The 17,918-nt window shown below is 62.6% G+C and carries 15 protein-coding genes, 2 tRNA genes and 1 pseudogene; 8 read left to right on the plus strand and 10 right to left on the minus strand.

Features of this window, described 5'->3' with window-relative positions; translation table 11 throughout:
• The first annotated feature begins 20 nt into the window (after positions 1–20).
• On the plus strand, positions 21–515 hold the full coding sequence (locus JOD97_RS14340) for a peptidylprolyl isomerase (protein ID WP_209718773.1): 495 nt from the start codon (positions 21–23) through the stop codon (positions 513–515).
• A gap of 53 nt (positions 516–568) precedes the next feature.
• Positions 569–1,345, plus strand: coding sequence for a UDP-2,3-diacylglucosamine diphosphatase (locus JOD97_RS14345; RefSeq protein ID WP_209718776.1), 777 nt, complete (start codon positions 569–571; stop codon positions 1,343–1,345).
• A 156-nt stretch (positions 1,346–1,501) separates the two neighbouring features.
• On the opposite strand, the gene JOD97_RS14350 is transcribed toward JOD97_RS14345, so the two are convergent.
• The 5 genes and pseudogenes from JOD97_RS14350 to JOD97_RS14370 form a co-directional block, all read right to left on the minus strand.
• Positions 1,502–2,254, minus strand: coding sequence for a tetratricopeptide repeat protein (locus tag JOD97_RS14350; protein ID WP_209718780.1), 753 nt, complete (start codon positions 2,252–2,254; stop codon positions 1,502–1,504).
• Positions 2,255–2,346: 92 nt separating this feature from the next.
• Positions 2,347–2,856 (minus strand): annotated as a pseudogene (locus JOD97_RS14355) (DUF6622 family protein); the annotation flags it as partial.
• A 99-nt stretch (positions 2,857–2,955) separates the two neighbouring features.
• Positions 2,956–4,143, minus strand: coding sequence for an ATP-binding protein (locus JOD97_RS14360; RefSeq protein WP_209718786.1), 1,188 nt, complete (start codon positions 4,141–4,143; stop codon positions 2,956–2,958).
• 62 nt (positions 4,144–4,205) lie between these two features.
• The gene (locus JOD97_RS14365) at positions 4,206–4,769 is read right to left on the minus strand and encodes a DUF1439 domain-containing protein (RefSeq protein ID WP_209718789.1); all 564 of its coding nucleotides are present in this window, start codon (positions 4,767–4,769) and stop codon (positions 4,206–4,208) included.
• A 47-nt stretch (positions 4,770–4,816) separates the two neighbouring features.
• Positions 4,817–7,270, minus strand: coding sequence for a bifunctional SulP family inorganic anion transporter/carbonic anhydrase (locus tag JOD97_RS14370; protein WP_209718792.1), 2,454 nt, complete (start codon positions 7,268–7,270; stop codon positions 4,817–4,819).
• A gap of 282 nt (positions 7,271–7,552) precedes the next feature.
• On the opposite strand from JOD97_RS14370, the gene JOD97_RS14375 reads away from it, so the two are divergent.
• The 4 genes from JOD97_RS14375 to JOD97_RS14390 all read left to right on the plus strand — a co-directional run bounded on the left by JOD97_RS14375 (position 7,553) and on the right by JOD97_RS14390 (position 10,600).
• Complete coding sequence (locus JOD97_RS14375; protein WP_209718793.1) at positions 7,553–8,287, plus strand: DUF72 domain-containing protein; 735 nt, start codon at positions 7,553–7,555, stop codon at positions 8,285–8,287.
• Positions 8,288–8,424: 137 nt separating this feature from the next.
• Complete coding sequence (locus JOD97_RS14380) at positions 8,425–8,796, plus strand: GntR family transcriptional regulator (RefSeq protein WP_209718796.1); 372 nt, start codon at positions 8,425–8,427, stop codon at positions 8,794–8,796.
• Positions 8,793–9,650 carry an ABC transporter ATP-binding protein gene (locus tag JOD97_RS14385; RefSeq protein WP_209718800.1) on the plus strand — a complete coding sequence of 286 codons (858 nt, stop codon included), beginning with the start codon at positions 8,793–8,795 and terminating at the stop codon, positions 9,648–9,650. Before JOD97_RS14380 ends, JOD97_RS14385 begins: the two co-directional genes overlap by 4 nt.
• Positions 9,647–10,600: a hypothetical protein gene (locus tag JOD97_RS14390; protein ID WP_209718804.1), complete on the plus strand. Its 954-nt coding sequence runs from the start codon at positions 9,647–9,649 to the stop codon at positions 10,598–10,600. The genes JOD97_RS14385 and JOD97_RS14390 overlap by 4 nt, the downstream gene beginning before the upstream one ends.
• Positions 10,601–10,711: 111 nt before the next feature.
• Here JOD97_RS14390 and JOD97_RS14395 read toward each other — a convergent pair whose 3' ends face one another.
• The 4 genes from JOD97_RS14395 to rnr all read right to left on the minus strand — a co-directional run bounded on the left by JOD97_RS14395 (position 10,712) and on the right by rnr (position 15,498).
• Complete coding sequence (locus JOD97_RS14395; protein WP_209718806.1) at positions 10,712–11,386, minus strand: YceH family protein; 675 nt, start codon at positions 11,384–11,386, stop codon at positions 10,712–10,714.
• Between the two features lie 11 nt (positions 11,387–11,397).
• The gene (cysE, locus tag JOD97_RS14400) at positions 11,398–12,144 is read right to left on the minus strand and encodes a serine O-acetyltransferase (RefSeq protein WP_209718809.1); all 747 of its coding nucleotides are present in this window, start codon (positions 12,142–12,144) and stop codon (positions 11,398–11,400) included.
• 144 nt (positions 12,145–12,288) lie between these two features.
• Positions 12,289–13,032: a 23S rRNA (guanosine(2251)-2'-O)-methyltransferase RlmB gene (rlmB, locus tag JOD97_RS14405; protein WP_209718812.1), complete on the minus strand. Its 744-nt coding sequence runs from the start codon at positions 13,030–13,032 to the stop codon at positions 12,289–12,291.
• Between the two features lie 3 nt (positions 13,033–13,035).
• Positions 13,036–15,498, minus strand: coding sequence for a ribonuclease R (rnr, locus tag JOD97_RS14410; protein WP_209718816.1), 2,463 nt, complete (start codon positions 15,496–15,498; stop codon positions 13,036–13,038).
• A gap of 343 nt (positions 15,499–15,841) precedes the next feature.
• Between rnr and JOD97_RS14415 the strand changes: the two genes are divergently transcribed.
• A tRNA-Leu gene (locus JOD97_RS14415) sits at positions 15,842–15,926 on the plus strand.
• A 76-nt stretch (positions 15,927–16,002) separates the two neighbouring features.
• Here the strand turns inward: JOD97_RS14415 and JOD97_RS14420 are convergent.
• Complete coding sequence (locus JOD97_RS14420) at positions 16,003–17,595, minus strand: ATP-binding protein (RefSeq protein WP_209718819.1); 1,593 nt, start codon at positions 17,593–17,595, stop codon at positions 16,003–16,005.
• Between the two features lie 227 nt (positions 17,596–17,822).
• On the opposite strand from JOD97_RS14420, the gene JOD97_RS14425 reads away from it, so the two are divergent.
• Positions 17,823–17,907 (plus strand) — tRNA-Leu (locus JOD97_RS14425).
• Positions 17,908–17,918: the final 11 nt, after the last annotated feature.

Raw genomic sequence — 17,918 nt, forward strand, 5'->3', positions numbered from 1 at the left:
TCACCACACAGGATAACAACATGACCAACGTAATCATCACCACCAACATGGGCAAAATGACCGTCGAACTGAACGACGAAAAAGCGCCTAAGTCCGTAGAAAACTTCTTGGCCTACATGAACGCCGGCCACTACACCAACACCATCTTCCACCGCGTGATCGACGGCTTCATGATCCAGGGCGGCGGTTTCGAGCCAGGCATGAAGCAAAAGCCGGCCGACGCCACCGTGGAAAACGAAGGCAAGAACGGCCTGAAAAACGAACCGTACACCTTGGCCATGGCCCGCACCTCGGCGCCGCACTCGGCCTCGGCCCAGTTCTTCATCAACGTCAAGGGCAACTCCTTCCTGGACTATCCTGGCCAGGACGGCTGGGGCTACGCCGTGTTCGGTAAAGTCATCGAAGGCACCGAAGTGGTCGACGCCATCAAGAAAGTCAAAACCACCCGCAGCGGCATGTTCGCCGACGTGCCGGCGGAAGACGTGATCATCGAAAGCATCGAGCTGGCCGCGTAATTAAGTAACAAATAAGTAAGCAAATAAGTAAGCAAAATAAGTAAGCGAAACTAATGAGCCAACCACAGACCGGCGAGCGCGTGAGCGACGTTCTCGCGCTGTTCATCTCCGATCTGCATCTGCAGCCCGCGCATCCCGCCACCAGCGAGGCGTTTTTCGACTTCCTGGAGCGGCATGCGCGGCGCGCGCAACAGTTGTACCTGTTGGGCGACCTGTTCGAATTCTGGGCCGGTGACGACGACATCGGCGACGCCTTCAACCAGCAAATCATCGCGGCGCTGCGCAGCGTGGTCGACGCCGGCACGCGCGTCTACTGGATAGGCGGCAACCGCGACTTCCTGGTCGGCACCGGCTTCGCCGAGGCGGCGGGATTGACGCTGCTGCCGGAAACCTATGTGACCGAGATCGGCGGCCAGCGCCTGGTGCTGCTGCACGGCGACGCGCAATGCACCGAAGACGTGAAGTACATGGAATTTCGGGCGATGGTGCGGCAGCCCGCGTATCAGCAGCAATTCCTGGCGATGCCGCTGGCGCAGCGCAAGGCCATCATCGCCGGCATGCGTGAAAACAGCCGCAGCGAGCAAGGCGGCAAATCGTACGAGATCATGGATGTGACGCCGCAGGCGATCGGCGACGTGTTCGCGCAAACGGGCACGGACATCATGATCCACGGCCACACGCACCGTCCCGCGCTGCACCGGGTCGGCGCCACGCGCCGCTACGTGCTGCCCGACTGGGAGCCGGACGCGACCCCGCCGCGCGGCGGCTGGATCGCCATCGACGGCAACGGCGCCATCACGCGTCACGACCTGAGCGGCGCGGTAATCTAAACACGGCCACGACAATAACCAACACCTAGGAAATACGTAGGGCGGATTAGGCGCACGCCGTAATCCGCCATCGAGCCGCCGGCGGCGCATGCATTGGCGGATTACGCTACGCTAATCCGCCCTACGTGGATCAACGGTGATCCAACGTCCGGTGGTTTAACGCCGCACCGCCGCCATCGCCGCGTTCAAGCGCCGTATCAACGGCTGGTTCAATTCCCGCGTATGACTGGTCCAGCGCTGTATCGTGCGCTGCAATTCCTGATCGAGCTGATTGGCCTTGGCCGCATCCCCCACCCCGGCCGCCCATATCGCGCACTCCGCCTGCGTGGTGAAACTGTTGTGATGGCTCAGCGCGTAATCGAACTCCGCCCTCGCCTCGTCCTGCCGGCCCGCCGCGGCCAGCGACTGCGCCAGCAACAACGACACCTGCTCCGGCCTGAAATTGGCGTTACCGGCACGAATGGTTTGCAAGTGCGTTACCGCGTCGCCCGCCCTGCCGCACGCCAAGGTGGCGCGCGCCGCGCCGAAACGAATCTCCAGGTCGCCGGCGAACGGCCCCTGCAAACACGCCTCGTAGGTCTTGGCCGCCTCGCCGGCGTCGCCCGCCTCCAGCAATGCGCCAGCCAGGCGCATCTGGTTCTGCGCGGTCGGCGTGTAGTCGTAAGCCTGGCGCGCCTCGCGCAGCTCGCGGCCCGGATCGAGCGTCCTGGCGGCCACCGTCACCACCTTGCGCGCGCCGTGCTGCAACTTCGAGTTCGGCAGGTAGATCGCAATGAAATACACCACGCTGCCGATACCGGGAAACATGAACAGTATCATCAGCCAGTACATCTGCTGACCACTGCGGATCACGTGGATGGCGAAGAAAATCGCCACCAGCACGTGGATGCCGATACCAAATATATACATAAACCGCCCCAACAATGTCATCGATGGGGCCAATTGTAGAAGCTCTTGCCGTCGGCCACAAGGAAACGGCCTCGGCTTAATTAAGCGCGTCCTTACGCCAACGCCGCCGCCGGCTGGCGCACATAGGCGGCAACGCAACGCAGCAGGCGGCCGATGAACACGCCGTTGAACACACCAAACAAGCCGTTGACGGCGACCACGAACAGCAGCTGACGCTGCACCTCCGGATGCATCGCCGACACCACGGCCACCGTGTACTTGGTGACGAAAATGGCGATCATCAGCAGCAGCGGCGTCCAGCTGCCGCGCTGCGTGACGATGCCGGCCTCGCGGTTGACGGCAATCTCGGCGCCACCGGCCGTCCAGGTGACCAGCACGGCCGCCAGCATGCCGGCCAGCCACACGCCCCACACGCCCGCGCCCAGCAGGCCGTGGCCGTTCATGGCCGTCAGCGAGAGCCCCAGCATGACGACCGGAATAATGAACAATTTGCCCAGAGGAAGTTCCCGATCCTTGGCCGCCAGCACCCCGCGATAGACCAGAAAGGCCAGCAGGGCCCAGACGTAGACGGGGGTGTGGGAAATAATTTGCTGAATCATGGCGTGCTCCGCAGTGGTGGTTAAGTTGTTACCACTATGCCAGCGGCCGGGCGCCGACCGGGCCCGATGCGACGAATCGACCGATAACGGCGCGAAATGCCGTCAGACGGCGCGAACGGCGTCTTTCATTTTGAAAATAAACGAGGTGGTGCCGTCGCTGGAGATCACGTCGAGCTCGCCGTGGTGGGATTGCGCGATCTCCGAGACGATAAACAAGCCCAGCCCGAGGCCCTTCTCGCCGTAGACGGGCTTGCCGCGCCAGAACGGCTTGAACAGCTGGCTGAGCGTTTCCTGCGGAATGGCCGGACCTTCGTTGACGACGATAATTTCCAGCGCGCCCTCCTGCTGCTGCGCCCGCACCCGCACCGGGCGGCCGGGCTCGCCATGCACCAGCGCGTTCTTGAGCAGGTTCGACAGCAGCTGCGCCATCCGCCCGGCGTCGACCAGCAACGGGCCGTCGAGCGCCAGGTCGGCGATGATCTCGCTGTCCGGATGGTCGCCGCGCAGCTCGGCGATGACTTGCTCGAACGCCGCCTTCAGCCCGCTTTCCTGCTTGAGCTCGATGGCGATGCCGCCGCCCATGCGCCCGCGCGTGAAATCGACCACGTCGTCGACCAGGCCGGCGATCCGCATCGCGCTGCGGCGGATGCGCTCGACCACTTTGCCGGCCTGCGGCGGCAGCTGCAGCATGCCGAGCACGTCGGCGCCGGTGACGATGGAGCTCAGCGGGGTGCGCAAATCGTGGCCCAGCACGGCGATGAACTGCTCGCGCAGCTCGCCGTTGGCCTGCGCGTCCGACAGCGCGCTGCGCGTTTCGGCCAGCGCGCGGTCGCACTCGAGCTGGGTCGAAATCAGTTGCGCGAACAGCGTGAGCGTCTGCGTCACCTTGGGCGTCGACAATTCGTTGGCGACCGGGTCCAGTCCGCACAAGGTGCCGAAATACCCGCCATCCGGGCGGAACAGCGGAATCGAGAAATAACTTTGAAAGCCGTACATGCGCGGCGTATGGTGGTCGCGGTAGCGCTCGTCGTTGGCGACGTGGTCGATCACCACGGCGTTGCCGGTGTCGCGCACTTCCTCGCAGAGGGTGGTGGCGACGTCGAGCTGGTCGCCCACTTTCAGACCAAAGTCGAGCCGGTCCAGCACCGCGCAGGTGGTCCACGAATCGGCGGTCACGCGCGCCACGCACACAAACCGCAGGCCGGTCAGCGCCGCGACCGTCTCCAGGATCGTCGGCACCGCCGCCATCGATTGGATCACGGCGATATCGACGGCTATGTCTTGGGGCATGCAGGCATCCTTAACCAATGGGTAAGACATCTTACCTGCTAAAGCCCGCGGGGCGAGCGCGATTACTTCGCCGGCTGCAGATTGGCGACCAGTCCGCCGGGACGCGTGGCGATGCCGGTCAAGACGAATTGCACACCGGCATAGCGCAATTTTTCCGGGTCGAAGGTGTGCAGCGGCACATCCTTGATGATGTTATCTCCGAGCAAATTAGCCACGCTGGCGAGCTGCTGTTGCTTACCCTCGTTCATATTATCGACAACGAAACGATCGACATGCGCCTCGCTGAGATAGATGGTGTTGCCGACGCTGTCGACGTTGAGGCGGCCGGACACCGTCATGTTGCCGCGCCACACCTGGCGCGCCAGCAGCGGCGTCACGCCCATGTCGAAGGTCAGCGCGACGCGGTCGTTGTCGGCCAGAATGGCCAGTTGGGGATGGCTCAGTTCCACCTCGAACACGCCCAGCAGGCGCTGGCGCATGGGGAACTTGCGGTCCAGATCGTGCTGCAGGCGTTCCTGCGGCAAATCGATCTGGCGCGGCCCGATCAGCGACGCGCAGGCGGCCAGGAAAAACAGTGCCGCCAGCAGCGGCGCGGCAAACTTGAGAGTGCGTTTAAGGTCGGTCATATTGTCCTTTCGAGTCAAACTCGTCGACATTATGACCGACACTAGGCTCAGGCGGCGAGATCGCTATCGGACTTGCGGTAGCGGTCGATCTTGTCGCCGGTGACCAGATCGCCGAACTGGACGGTCTTGGCCGCGATGTCGTGATACGCGCCGACCAGGCCCATTTCGCCGCGCTCGATACAACCGCGCAGGTATTCGCTACCGTTGATGACTTCGGCCAGTGAGTTCTCGATGTTCTGGCGGGCGATCTGATCGCGCAACTCCTTACTGCCCAAGCCGCCATGATCGGCCGAGCACTGGTGGATGGCCAGTTGGATCTTGCCGGTGATCGCGCCGATGCTGTGCGCATGCTCGTTGGCCATCGCCAGGCCGATCGCGCCGCAAGACGAGTGGCCTTTGACGACGATCAGTTTGGCGCCCAGCTTGGAGGCGATCTCCAGGCTACCGATGATTTCGCGACTGATGACGTTGCCGGCGATGCGTATCGTCAGCAAATCGCCCAGACCGGCATCGAAAATGATCTCCGGCGAAGTCCGCGAATCGATGCAGTTCACCACCACGGCCATCGGGTGCTGGCCGGCGGCGGTCGCGTCGGCCTGGTCCCGATAGTATTTCTCGAAGCAGCGACCCGCCTTGAAGCGTTCATTGCCGTCGCGCAGCAGTTGCAGCACCTCGTGGGGACGCAGCTTTTTCTGGGTTTCCTGGTCGAGCACGGGAACGAACTGGATCGGGTCGTTCAGCGCGTACTTCTCGCGCAGGCCGATGACATTGAGCTGCACGTCGCGCTCCGCCGCCACCACGCGGTAATCCTGGATAGTTTCCAGAACGTCATGATCGATAAAATCGGCGTTGCTGGCGTTGATCAACACTTTCGAGCCATCGGGAATTTCCCACAGCGCGGTTTTGATGGTGGCCTTGTTCAAGAACGAGACCTGGTTCGGCAATTCCATTTTAATCACTTCGCCAATGTGCAGACGATATTGCTCGATCGAAAACGGATTGCGGAAGTTACTGCGCATCAAATAAAACACGCCGGCTGCCAGGCCGATCAACACGCCCATCAGCAAATCGGTGAACACGATCGCCAGCACGGTAATGACGAACGGAACAAATTGCGACCAACCTTTTTGATACATATCGCGGAACAGCGACACCTTGGCCAGTTTATAGCCGGTGGTGATCAGGATCGCCGCCAATGCGGCCAGCGGAATCAAATTCAGCAGCGGGCTCAACAACAAAACGCTGACCAGCATGAACACGCCGTGCAGCACGGCGGAAGCCTTGGTTTTATTACCGGACTGGACATTGACCGAGCTGCGCACGATCACCGACGTCAACGGCAAGCCGCCCAGCAGGCCGGCGAAGATATTGCCCACCCCTTGCGCCACCAGCTCGCGGTTGGGCGGCGTTTCGCGCTTGTGCGGATCGAGCTTGTCCACCGCCTCGACGTTGAGCAGCGTTTCCAGCGACGCCACGATGGCGATGGTGATACCCACGAACCAGACATCGCGATTGGCGAAATGGGTAATATCGGGAAGATGCAAATAGGCGCCGGGATTACTGGTGTCGATCGGCGGAATATCCACCAGATGGGTCGGTTCAATCGCCAGGAAAGGAGCGTATTTACTGAATATGATATTCAGCACGATGCCGACGGCGACCACAAACAACGGCGCCGGCAACAGCTTGAATCTTTTGAATGGCGTCTTATCCCAATAAACCAGCATCAGCACCGACAGCAGCGAAATAACCAGCGCGCCCGGCGTGATCACACTCAGCGCGTTGGCGATCGCCGAAAAGGTATTCTCGCCATTCCCCTGCGTGAAGGAGAAATTATCGACGTCGGTTTTATCGTAACCGATGGCATGCGGAATCTGCTTGAGTATCAATAAAATACCGATAGCCGCCAGCAGGCCTTTAATCACATTCGACGGAATATAATTGGCGATGAAGCCGGCGCGGAATATCCCCATCGCCAGCTGCAAGACGCCGGCGATCAATATCGCCACCAGCAGGATCTCGAACGCTCCCAGTTTGGTGATCGACGCCAGCACCACCGCCGCCAGACCGGCGGCCGGGCCGCTCACGCTGGTCTGCGAGCCGCTGATCAGGCCGACGACGATGCCGCCGATGATGCCGGATATGATGCCCGAAAACAGAGGCGCGCCGGAGGCCAGAGCGATACCCAGGCACAGCGGCAGGGCCACCAGGAAGACCACGATCGCGGCCGGTATATCGTATTTCAGTTTATTCATAATCAATATCCATGCTGATGAATGATTTAACGAATGACTATGATTAGTCAGCGGGGCGCCAGCCGTCATCCCACCGATGATAAAATAACATCGAATTGGAAAATATATAAACAGGTTATCTAAGGCTGCGTTTCCAATTGAATCCGGACGCCCTGTGGGACGTATGGAAAATTGGAATATCCCGTCACGAATGCAATCGCGATGGATAGCATTGAGGAGGGGCGCAACCAAGGCTTCGGCGGTCAAAACAATATAGCACGGAGTTTTCGTTCATGCCAACATTGTTTAATAATTCAGATTTTAAACACTAATTTCCTATTGTCATTTTTTTGAATGTGCGAGATCGCGAACGCTGCGGAAAGTCAAGTACGGTATTCTACGTAGCGCAGGCATATAATAAATAATTCATATACCAGATATATGCGGTTAGTGCCAAATTGCTAGTTAGTTGAAATAATCAGCGGATTGATTGATAAATTGGTCCGGCCAATATTCGAACGTTCTTTTTTTGAAAAGGGATTAATCGCCATGGGTTTGGACACACGTATCGGCTGCGCCGGCTGGAGCATCGACCGGCAATCGGCGCCGCGCTTTCCCGGCGACGGCAGCCACTTGCAACGCTATGCGGCAGTATTGACCGCGGCGGAAATCAATTCGTCCTTCTACAAGCCGCACCAGGCCACGACTTACGCGCGCTGGGCCGCCAGCGTGCCGGCCGACTTCCGCTTCTCGGTCAAGCTGCCGCGCAGCATCAGCCACGATCAAAAACTGGTCGACATCGACGAATTGCTGGCGCGCTTCGCGGCCGAGGCCGGCACACTGGGCGACAAACTCGGCTGCGTGCTGGTGCAGTTGCCGCCGAGCCTGACGCTGCAGCCAGCCGTGGCCGACGATTTTTTTGCCCGCCTGCACGACAGCTTCGACTGCATGCTCGCCTGCGAAGCGCGCCACGGCAGTTGGTTCAGCGACGAGGCGACCGAGCTGTTGCGGCGACATCGCATCACCCGCGTGATCGCCGATCCGCCGGCCGGCCAGCCCGGAATTTACGTGCCCACCACCGACCTCGTGTACGCGCGCCTGCACGGCAGCCCCAGAATTTATTACTCGTCTTACGATGAAGCGTACCTGGATCAAGTCGCCGCGTATCTAAAAGATCGCAGCGGCTGGTGCATCTTCGACAACACCGCCTCGGGCGCCGCACTCCCCAACGCACTCGAATTGTTAGACAAGGTCAGGACCCAAAGCCAATCTAAAACCACGTAGGGCGGATTAGCGCAGCGTAATCCGCCATCGCCGAACCGTCGGCGGCACCCGAAAAAAAATCCCCTTGCCTTTTCAAAACCTAGTGTTATAGTTCACTACAACACCACTTCATCAACACACATCAGGGGTACCCATGTATGTCCACGATAGGCTGGAATGACAACGCGCCGATCTACCGGCAGTTGAAGGACAAGGTCATCGGCATGATGCTCGACGGCCTGCTCAAGCCCGGCGACGCCCTGCCCTCGGTACGGCAGATCGCCGCCGATTATCAACTCAACCCGATTACCGTATCGCGCGCCTACCAAGAGCTCGTGGACGAAACCTTAGTCGAAAAAAGAAGGGGATTAGGCATGTACGTCACTGAAGGCGCCCACGACAAACTGCTGGCCAGCGAACGCGAACGCTTCCTGCGCGAGGAATGGCCGGCCATGCTCGAACGCATCCGCCGCCTCGGCCTGGAGCCGGAATCGCTGCTCAAACCCGCCGCGGCCGGAGGTGCGGCATGAGCGCCATCATCACCGCGACCAACCTCAGCAAAAAATACGGCCAGCAGGCCGCGCTGAACGGCGCCACCTTCACGGTCGAAGCAGGCCGCATCGTCGGCCTGATCGGCCCCAACGGCTCGGGCAAGACCACCACGCTCAAGGCCCTGCTGGGCCTGACCCAGTTCGACGGCGAGTTGTCGGTGCTCGGCATGGACCCGCGCACCCAGCGCGACGCGCTGATGAACGACGTCTGCTTCATCGCCGACGTCGCCATCCTGCCCAAATGGCTCAAGGTCAAGGACGCGATCGATTTCGTCGAAGGCGTGCATCCGCGTTTCGACCGCAGCAAGGCGGAAAAGTATCTGGCCATCACCAAGCTGAACCCGCAAATGAAGGTCAAGGCGATGTCCAAGGGCATGGTGGTGCAGCTGCACCTGGCGCTGGTCATGGCCATCGACGCCAAACTGCTGGTGCTCGACGAGCCGACCCTGGGCCTGGACATCCTGTACCGCAAGCAGTTCTACCAGAATCTGCTGGAGGACTACTTCGACGAAAACAAGACCATCGTCATCACCACGCACCAGATCGAAGAGGTCGAACACATCCTGACCGATTTGATGTTCATCCAGGACGGCAAGATCTCGCTGGCCGCGACGATGGACGAAGTCGGCGAACGCTTCACCGAGGTGATGGTCGAGCCGCCGTTCATCGCCGCCGCCAACGCGCTGCAGCCGATGACCCAGCGCACCGTGTTCGGCAAATCCATCATGCTGTTTGACGGCGTATCGCGCGAACAACTGGCGACCTTCGGCGAGCTGCGCACCCCGAGCGTGGCCGATCTGTTTGTCGCCACCATGAAAGGAACCTACGCATGAAAACCATGAAATGGCTGATCAAGCGCGAAATGTGGGAACACAAGGGCATGCTGGTGTGGGCGCCGGCGGTCATCGCCACGCTGGTCGCGGTGATGGCGCTGGTTGCGGCCACGCTCGACAAAAACATCAGCGTCAACGGCGACGGTTCGCCGTCGCAAATTTTGTCGATCACGCTGGAGGGCAAGGTGCGCACGCAGGTGGTCGAAACGATGGCGCAGGCGTACATGGCCTCGTCCGCGCCGGTGCTGATGGTGCTCGGCGTGCTGGTGTTCTTCTACTGCCTCGGCGCGCTGCACGACGAGCGCCGCGACCGCAGCCTGCTGTTCTGGAAATCGCTGCCGGTGTCGGACTCGATGACGGTGCTGTCGAAGGTCTTGCTGGCCGCCGTCGTGGCGCCGCTGATCACGCTGGGCATCGGCTTCGTGGTATCGCTGGTGGTGCTGCTGATCGGCGCCTTCCTGTTGCTAACGCACGGCACCAACGTGTTCGGCGAACTGTTCATCACGCCGGACCTGTACCTGACGCCGCTGTGGATGCTCGGCCTGCTGCCCTTGTACGTGCTGTGGGCGTTGCCGACGGTGGGCTGGTTGCTGATGGTGTCGAGCATGGCGCGCTCCAAGGTGTTCCTGTGGGCGGTCGGCACGCCGCTGGCGACGGCGCTGCTGTTGCTGTGGGCGGACAAGGCCATGCATCTCGGCATCAACTCGGCCTGGTTCGTCAGCAAGATCGTCAGCCGTTTGTTGCTCAGCGTGGTGCCCGGAGCGTGGCTGGTGTTTGACGAAGCCCACCTCGCGATGGAGCACGTTCCGCACCGCTTGCCGGTGCCGCAAACGATCTTCGGCGAATCCTGGTCGACGCTGGGCAACGCCAACGTCTGGATAGGCGCGGCCGCCGGCGCCGCCATGATCGCGGTGGCCATCTGGATGCGCCGCCGCCGCGAAGAAGGCTGACCACTCGGGGGTCAAGTCTAATATCTCTACACGGGCTGGACTGTGACTGGGCCTGCCAAGCGCCATACAGCCGAGTTCATGTAGCAATGTTAGACTTGACCCCGTAGTTGATTACTCGAACTGTTTGCGGAATTCGGCAAATTGCGCGCTGAGGTCGTCGAAGTCGCGCCGCAGTTGCTGCACCTCCTGCTCCAGCGCGGCGACCCGGCCGCCCGACGAGGCCGAAGTGACCGCGCCGCCCAGGCCAGCCGCGGTTTCTTCCCGCGCCAGCGCCTCTTCGCCACCCAGCAATTGGCCGTAGCGCGGCTCCTTGGTGCCCGGCGCCAGCGCCAGCTTCGAGACCAGCGGCGGGTATTTGTCGATCAGGAACTGCAGCGCCTGCTCGACGTCGGCCACGGATTTGAAGTCGTGCAGCCGTCCCGTGCGGGTGCGGATCTCGCCCGCCGTCTGCAGCCCGCGCAGCATCAGGATCGTCAGCACCGCCAGCTTGTCCTGCTCCAGCGACCATTTGATGCGCATCCGGTGCTCGTACTTGGTAACCCGCGCGCCCGCCTGCGTGATGCCGTTGACGTATTTGCGCTGCATCAGCCGCTGCAAGACGTCGGCCACCGTTTCCTCCGAGATCGACATCACCGGGTCGCGGCTCGACAGTTGATTGCAGCCGTTGACCAGCGCGTTCAAGGACAGCGGGTAGTTGTCCGGCGTCAGCGCTTCTTTTTCGGCCAGCACGGCCAACACGCGGATTTCAAACGGGTCCAGTACTTCTGCGCCTGCGGGTGATTCCATGTCCATGATCCTTATTCGACGAGCTTGTTTAATTGGTCGGAATTCAATTTATCACATTCGGCTACTCCCTGACAGGGCAGGCCCGCCGCCTTCAGCACCGCCAGGATGCGCTCGATCTGCTCTTCCTGTTTGACGGCGTGGTTGATCAGGCCGTGCAGCGCCTTCGACAGCGGGTCGTCGCCGTTCGGCGTGACGCCGTAGGCCGCGAACAAGTGCGCGGTGGCGCCGAGCGGCGCGGCCGCGTCCTTGCGCACGATGTGGGCCGGGTTGCCGACCGCCGTCGCGCCCGCCGGCACCGGCTTGAGCAGCACCGCGTTCGAGCCGACCTTGGCGTATTCACCCACGGTGAAGCCGCCCAGCACCTTGGCGCCGGCGCCGACGATGACGCCGCGCTCCAAGGTCGGGTGGCGCTTGCTGCCGGCGTGCAGCGAGGTGCCGCCCAGGGTCACGCCCTGGTAGATGGTGCAGTCGTCCCCCACTTCGGCCGTCTCGCCGATGACCACGCCGAAGCCGTGGTCGATGAAGACGCGCCGGCCGATCGTCGCGCCCGGGTGGATTTCGATGCCGGTGACGATGCGCGCCAGGTAGGCGATGAAGCGCCCCGGCCACTTGAGGCCGTGCCGCCAGCACCAGCTGGCCCAGCGGTGCATGACGATGGCCTGCAGGCCGGGGTAGCAGGTCAACACCTCCCAGGCGTTGCGGGCGGCGGGGTCGCGTTCGATGATACTGTTGATGTCTTGTCGCAGGTGGTGGAACATAGTTGTGCAGAATGACAACCGAAAAGCCCATGTTAGCGCATCCGGTCGGAGGTTGCTAAGAAGCGGCAGACTTGGAGGGGGCGGGAGGAAAAACCCGGCGACCCTCGAAGCGGGCCGCCGGAACTGCTTTGCCGGGAACGCTGTTTAAGCTTCCTTGGCAAGGCGCTGGCGGCGCGCCTCGTACAGACAGACGCCGGAGGCGACCGAGACGTTCAAGCTCTCGACCGAGCCGAACATCGGGATGCTGACCAGCATGTCGCAGGTCTCGCGCGTCAGGCGGCGCATGCCCTCGCCTTCCGACCCCATGACCAGCGCGGTCGGGCCGGTAAAGTCGGCTTCGTACAGGCCTTTTTCGCCGTCGTCGGAGGTGCCGATCAGCCAGATGTCGCGGTCCTTCAAGTCGCGCAAGGTGCGCGCCAGGTTGGTGACGGTGATGTACGGCACGGTCTCGGCCGCGCCGCTGGCGACCTTGGCGGCGGTGGCGTTCAGGCCCACGGCGCGGTCCTTCGGCACGATCACCGCGTGCGCGCCGACGCCGTCGGCCACGCGCAGGCAGGCGCCCAGGTTGTGCGGATCGGTGATGCCGTCGAGCACCAGCAACAGCGGCGGGCCTTCGATGGCGTCGAGCAGTTCATCGAGGTTGCGCGCCAGCGCCAGCTGCGAGGCGAAGGCGATCACGCCCTGGTGGCGGCGGGTACCGACGATCTTGTCGAGCCGCGCCGAGTCGACCGGCATGACGCGCACACCGGCCGCCTTGGCGTTGGCGACCAGATCCTTCATGCGGCGGTCGTCGCGCGTGGCGTCGATGAAAATCTCTTCCACGGATGAGGCCTCATGACGCAAACGCGAGGTCACCGCATGGAAACCAAAAATCATTTTGTTCTTCATTATTTATCGCTTCTTCTTACTTTTTGAGGCAGGCTGCGCTGCTCGGGGTGCTACCGCGGCACCCGCCGCGGCATTGGTTTTGCCGCGTCCGCCCCGCGAGCGCGACGCCGGCTTGGCGGCCGGCGCCGACGGCGCGGTGGTTTTCACCTCGTGGCGCTGCGACGTCGTCGGACCGGGCTTGATGTTGCCCTTGCGGTCCTTGTCCTTGGACGGCTTGTCCGGACGTGGCGGCGGCGCGTCGGCGCCGGCCAGGCGCAGATCGATCTTGCGCGATTCCAGATCGACGCGCACGACTTGCACGTCGACCCGGTCGGTCAGCTGGAAACGCTTGCCGCTGCGCTCGCCGCGCAGCTCGTGGCGGGCGTCGTCGTACTGGAAGTAGTCGGCGCCGAGGTCGGTGATGTGCACCATGCCCTCGACGAACAACTGGTCCAGCTGGACGAAGATGCCGAAGCTGGTCACGCCGGTGATGATGCCGGTGAATTCCTCGCCCAGCTTGTCCTGCATGAAGTAGCACTTCAACCACGCTTCGACGTCGCGCGAGGCTTCGTCGGCGCGGCGCTCGTTGGCCGAGCAGTGCACGCCGAGCGCGTCCCACACGGTCAGGTCGCCGGCGGCTTTTTTCTCTTTGCCGTCGGCCTTGTCCTTGGCCTGCTGCTTGCGCGTGGCGTTCGAGACGTTCGTGTTGAGCACGCTGGTCGAGGCCACTTTCGGCTCGTATTTCTTACCGAGCAGGATGGCCTTGATGGCGCGGTGCGTCAGCAAGTCCGGATAGCGGCGGATCGGGCTGGTGAAGTGGGCGTAGGCCTCGTACGCCAGGCCGAAGTGGCCGATGTTGTCGGGCGAGTACACCGCCTGCTGCATCGAGCGCAGCAGCATGGTTTGCAGCAGCGCGGCGTCCGGACGCTCCTTGACCTGGCGCATCAGCTCGGCGTAATCGCCGGCGGTCGGCTTGTCGCCGCCGTTCAAGCTCAGGTTGACCTGCTTGAGGAAGGTGCGCACCTGCTTGAGCTTTTCGGCCGTCGGGCTGGCGTGGATGCGGTAGGTGCCGGGATGCTTGTGGCGGATCAGCAGGTCGGCCGCGCAGACGTTGGCGGTCAACATGCACTCCTCGATCAGCTTGTGCGCCTCGTTGCGGGTGCGCGGGATGATCTTTTCGATCTTGCCCGACGGGTTGCAGACGATGTAGGTCTCGGTGGTCTCGAAGTCGATCGCGCCGCGTTCGCTGCGCGCCTTGAGCAAGGCCTGGTAGACGTCGTACAGGTTCAGCAGGTGCGGCACGATGCCCGGGCGGCGCGCCGCCTCCGGTCCCTTGGTGTTGCCGAGGATGTCGGCCACTTCGGTGTAGGTCAGGCGCGCGGCCGAGTGGATCACGGCCGGATAGAACTGGTAGGCCTTGATCTCGCCCTTGGCGGTGATGACGGCGTCGCACACCAGCGTCAAGCGGTCGACCGCCGGGTTCAGCGAGCACAGGCCGTTGGACAGTTTTTCCGGCAGCATCGGAATCACGCGGCGCGGGAAGTAGACCGAGGTGCTGCGTTCGAGCGCGTCGGTGTCGAGCGCGTCGTTCGGCTTGACGTAGTGGCTGACGTCGGCGATGGCGACGATCAGGCGGAACGCGTTGCTGCGGCCGACCTTGACCGGTTCGCAGTAGACCGCGTCGTCGAAGTCGCGCGCGTCCTCGCCGTCGATGGTCACCAGCGGGATGTCGCGCAGGTCGACGCGGTCGGCCAGGTCGATCTCGCGCACCACGTCGGGCAGCTTGTTGGCTTGCTTGAGCGCGGCGTCGGAGAACACGTGCGGCACGCCGAACTTGCGCACGGCGATTTCGATCTCCATGCCCGGATCGTCGAGCGATCCCAGCACTTCAACGATCTTGCCGACCGGCTGCTTGAAGCGCATCGGCTGCTCGGTCAGCTCGACGCTGACCACCTGTCCCGATTTGGCCTTGCCGATCGAGCCTTCGATCAACACGTCCTGGGCGATGCGCTGGTCTTCCGGCGCGACGATCCAGGTGCCGTTCTCGTTGAGCAGGCGGCCGATGATGTGGGTGTTGGCGCGCTGGACGACTTCGACGATGGTGCCTTCCGGCCGGCCGCGGCGGTCGACGCCGATGACCTTGGCCAGCACGCGGTCGCCGTGCAGCACTTTCTGCATTTCCTTTTCGGGCAGGAACAGGTCTTCGCCCGGCTCGTCCGGGATGACGAAGCCGAAGCCGTCGCGGTGGCTGCTGACGCGGCCGGCAACGAAGCCGGTGTCGGTGGCGAGCGAAAAGTGACCGCTGTCGTCGGCGACGATCTGGCCGTCGCGCTGCATGGCGTTGAGCCGGCGCGACAGCACCGCTTGTGCGTCTTGCGCGACTTTCAGCGACTTCGCCACTGCGAGCAGGTCAAGCGGCGCCTTGGCGCTGCGGAAGATGCCGAGAATTTCCTCCCGGCTGGGAATGGTGTGGGTAGTTTGGTTCAAAAGTATTTCTGTAGTTGTTATTGACAGTGTTCAGAGGAAATCCGGCCTGGCAAAATCGTCGGGTGCATATATATGACACGACGACAGGCGTAGTGTACTTGGAAACGCCCTGATTGACTAATTCCGGCGTCCGCTACCGGATTTTTCCGACAGATTCCGAATTTGGTGTTTGACATCGCGCAGGATTGCTCTATAATCTTGGTCTCTCGCAGCGACAATGTTGAAAAACAGCGACGAAGCGGGAATTGTTAGACCGGGTTGATGCGCAGTATGGAACGAAAGTTCATCTGGCGCGAAACTCACCCTGTCGCTATAATAGCATTTGTTGTTCAGCAGTATCAGTGCCCACGTGGCGGAATTGGTAGACGCGCATGGTTCAGGTCCATGTGCCGCAAGGTGTGGGGGTTCGAGTCCCTCCGTGGGCACCACAGAATTCCGCAAAAAAGCCTCCAGCAAGCCTCACGGCGCGCTGGGGGCTTTTTTCATTACCGCCTCATATTGCCTTCATTTTATCCACTGCAACTTGAGCCGGGCGCCGATTTCCGCCAGCAGCGCCTGCTGGTCGATCGGTTTGGCGAGGAAGGCGTCGGCGCCGGCGGTGATCGCGCGCAGCCCCTCCTCCGGCGTCGAGCTGGCCGAAATGATCAACACCGGCGTGTGGGCGCTGCCCGGCTCGGCCCGCAGGCGGCGCGTCGTTTCGATCCCGTCCATGTCCGGCATCACCATATCCATCAGCACCAGGTCGGGCGGCTCGATCTTCGCCTGGCGCAGCGCGGCGACGCCGTTGGCGGCCTCCACGATGCGGAAGCCCAGCGTGCCCAGCAGATCGCGCAGCAAGGCGCGGTTGGTGGCGACGTCGTCCACCACCAGCAAGGTCTTGCGCGGCCCCAGATAGCCGGCCGGAACATCGCCGCCGTCGGTGGCGGCGCCGGGCGCGTCGACCACCGGCACCGGCACGTCGAACCAGAAGCGGCTGCCGCGCCCGGGCGCGCTGTCGACTTTCAGGTCGCCACCCATTTGCCGCACCAGCTGGCGGCTGATGGCCAACCCCAGGCCGGTGCCGCCGGCGCGGCGCGCGGCCTCGCCGACCTGCTCGAACGGCTCGAAGATGGCGTCGAGATGGGCGGGATCGATGCCGACGCCCTCGTCGAGCACCTCGAAGCGCAGGCGGGCCAGGTCCGGCGCGTCGGCCGCCGCCGGCAACGGCGACACCCGCAGGCGCACGGCGCCGCGATCGGTGAATTTGACGGCGTTGCCAAGCAGGTTCAACAACACCTGCCGCAGGCGCGTCTCGTCGGCGCCTATCGCCAGCGGCAAGCCGCCGACCAGCTCCAGCTCGAAATGCAAATGCTTTTGCTCGGCCCGCACGCGCATGATGTCGGCCACCACGGTCAGCAACTCGCCCAGCCGCACCGGCTTGACGTTGAATTCCATCTTGCCCGCCTCCACGCGCGACAGGTCCAGCACGTCGTTGATCAGCGCCAGCAGGTGCTGGCCGCCCAGGTGGATGGTGCCGACGCCAGCCTGCTGCGACGGCGACAATTGCTTGTCGCGCTTGAGGATTTGCGCGTAGCCGAGTATGGCATTGAGCGGCGTGCGCAGCTCGTGGCTCATCGCCGCCAGGAACGCGCTCTTGGCGCGGTTCGCCACCTCGGCCCGCTCCATCGCGAGGCGCAGGTCGCTGTTGGCTTGCCGCAGCTCGGCGTTGACGGCAGCCAGCTGCGCCGGGCTGGGGATGCGCAGCGCCACCGGCACCAGCCGCACCAACGCGATCGCCGTCACCACCGAGGCGACCGCCGTGATCGCCTTGAGGATCACCAGCGGCACGTAGTCGGGGCGCCAGACCACCCAGATCTCGGCCATGTGCGTGCTCCCGCAAGCCAGGATGAAAACGCCGAAGGCGATGAACATCCAGTTGAACGGCATGTCGCGGCGACGGCGGATGAAGTAGATCAGCGTGAAGGGGATGGTCAGATAGGCGAGCGCGATCAGCGCGTCGGAAATGACGCTGGTCCACAGGATGGACGGTATCCACAAAAAGCAGTGGCCGTGCGGCATAAAGCCCTGGCTATCGAACCAGTTGTTCAACATGTGCATCGACTGTCTCCGTGTAGCTGAACGCCGGGGGCGGCATCCATCCGGAGCTTACGAAAGTGCGCCTTAACAAGCAAGCGCGAAATCCGCCCGCCCGCGCCGGGTGTGGCGCCCGGATTTCTTTCGCAAAAAATGGCTTTCGCCCTTGACTGCCGCGCGCGGCTCACTTATGATTCTGGCCTCTGTTGCAGAACACGCGACAGCGAAGCAAGAGTAGCAAGCAGTACAGTGCCCACGTGGCGGAATTGGTAGACGCGCATGGTTCAGGTCCATGTGCCGCAAGGTGTGGGGGTTCGAGTCCCTCCGTGGGCACCACAGAATTCCGC

It is taken from the genome of Duganella sp. 1411, assembly GCF_017833525.1.
In the GTDB taxonomy this organism is placed as follows: Bacteria; Pseudomonadota; Gammaproteobacteria; order Burkholderiales; family Burkholderiaceae_D; genus Rugamonas.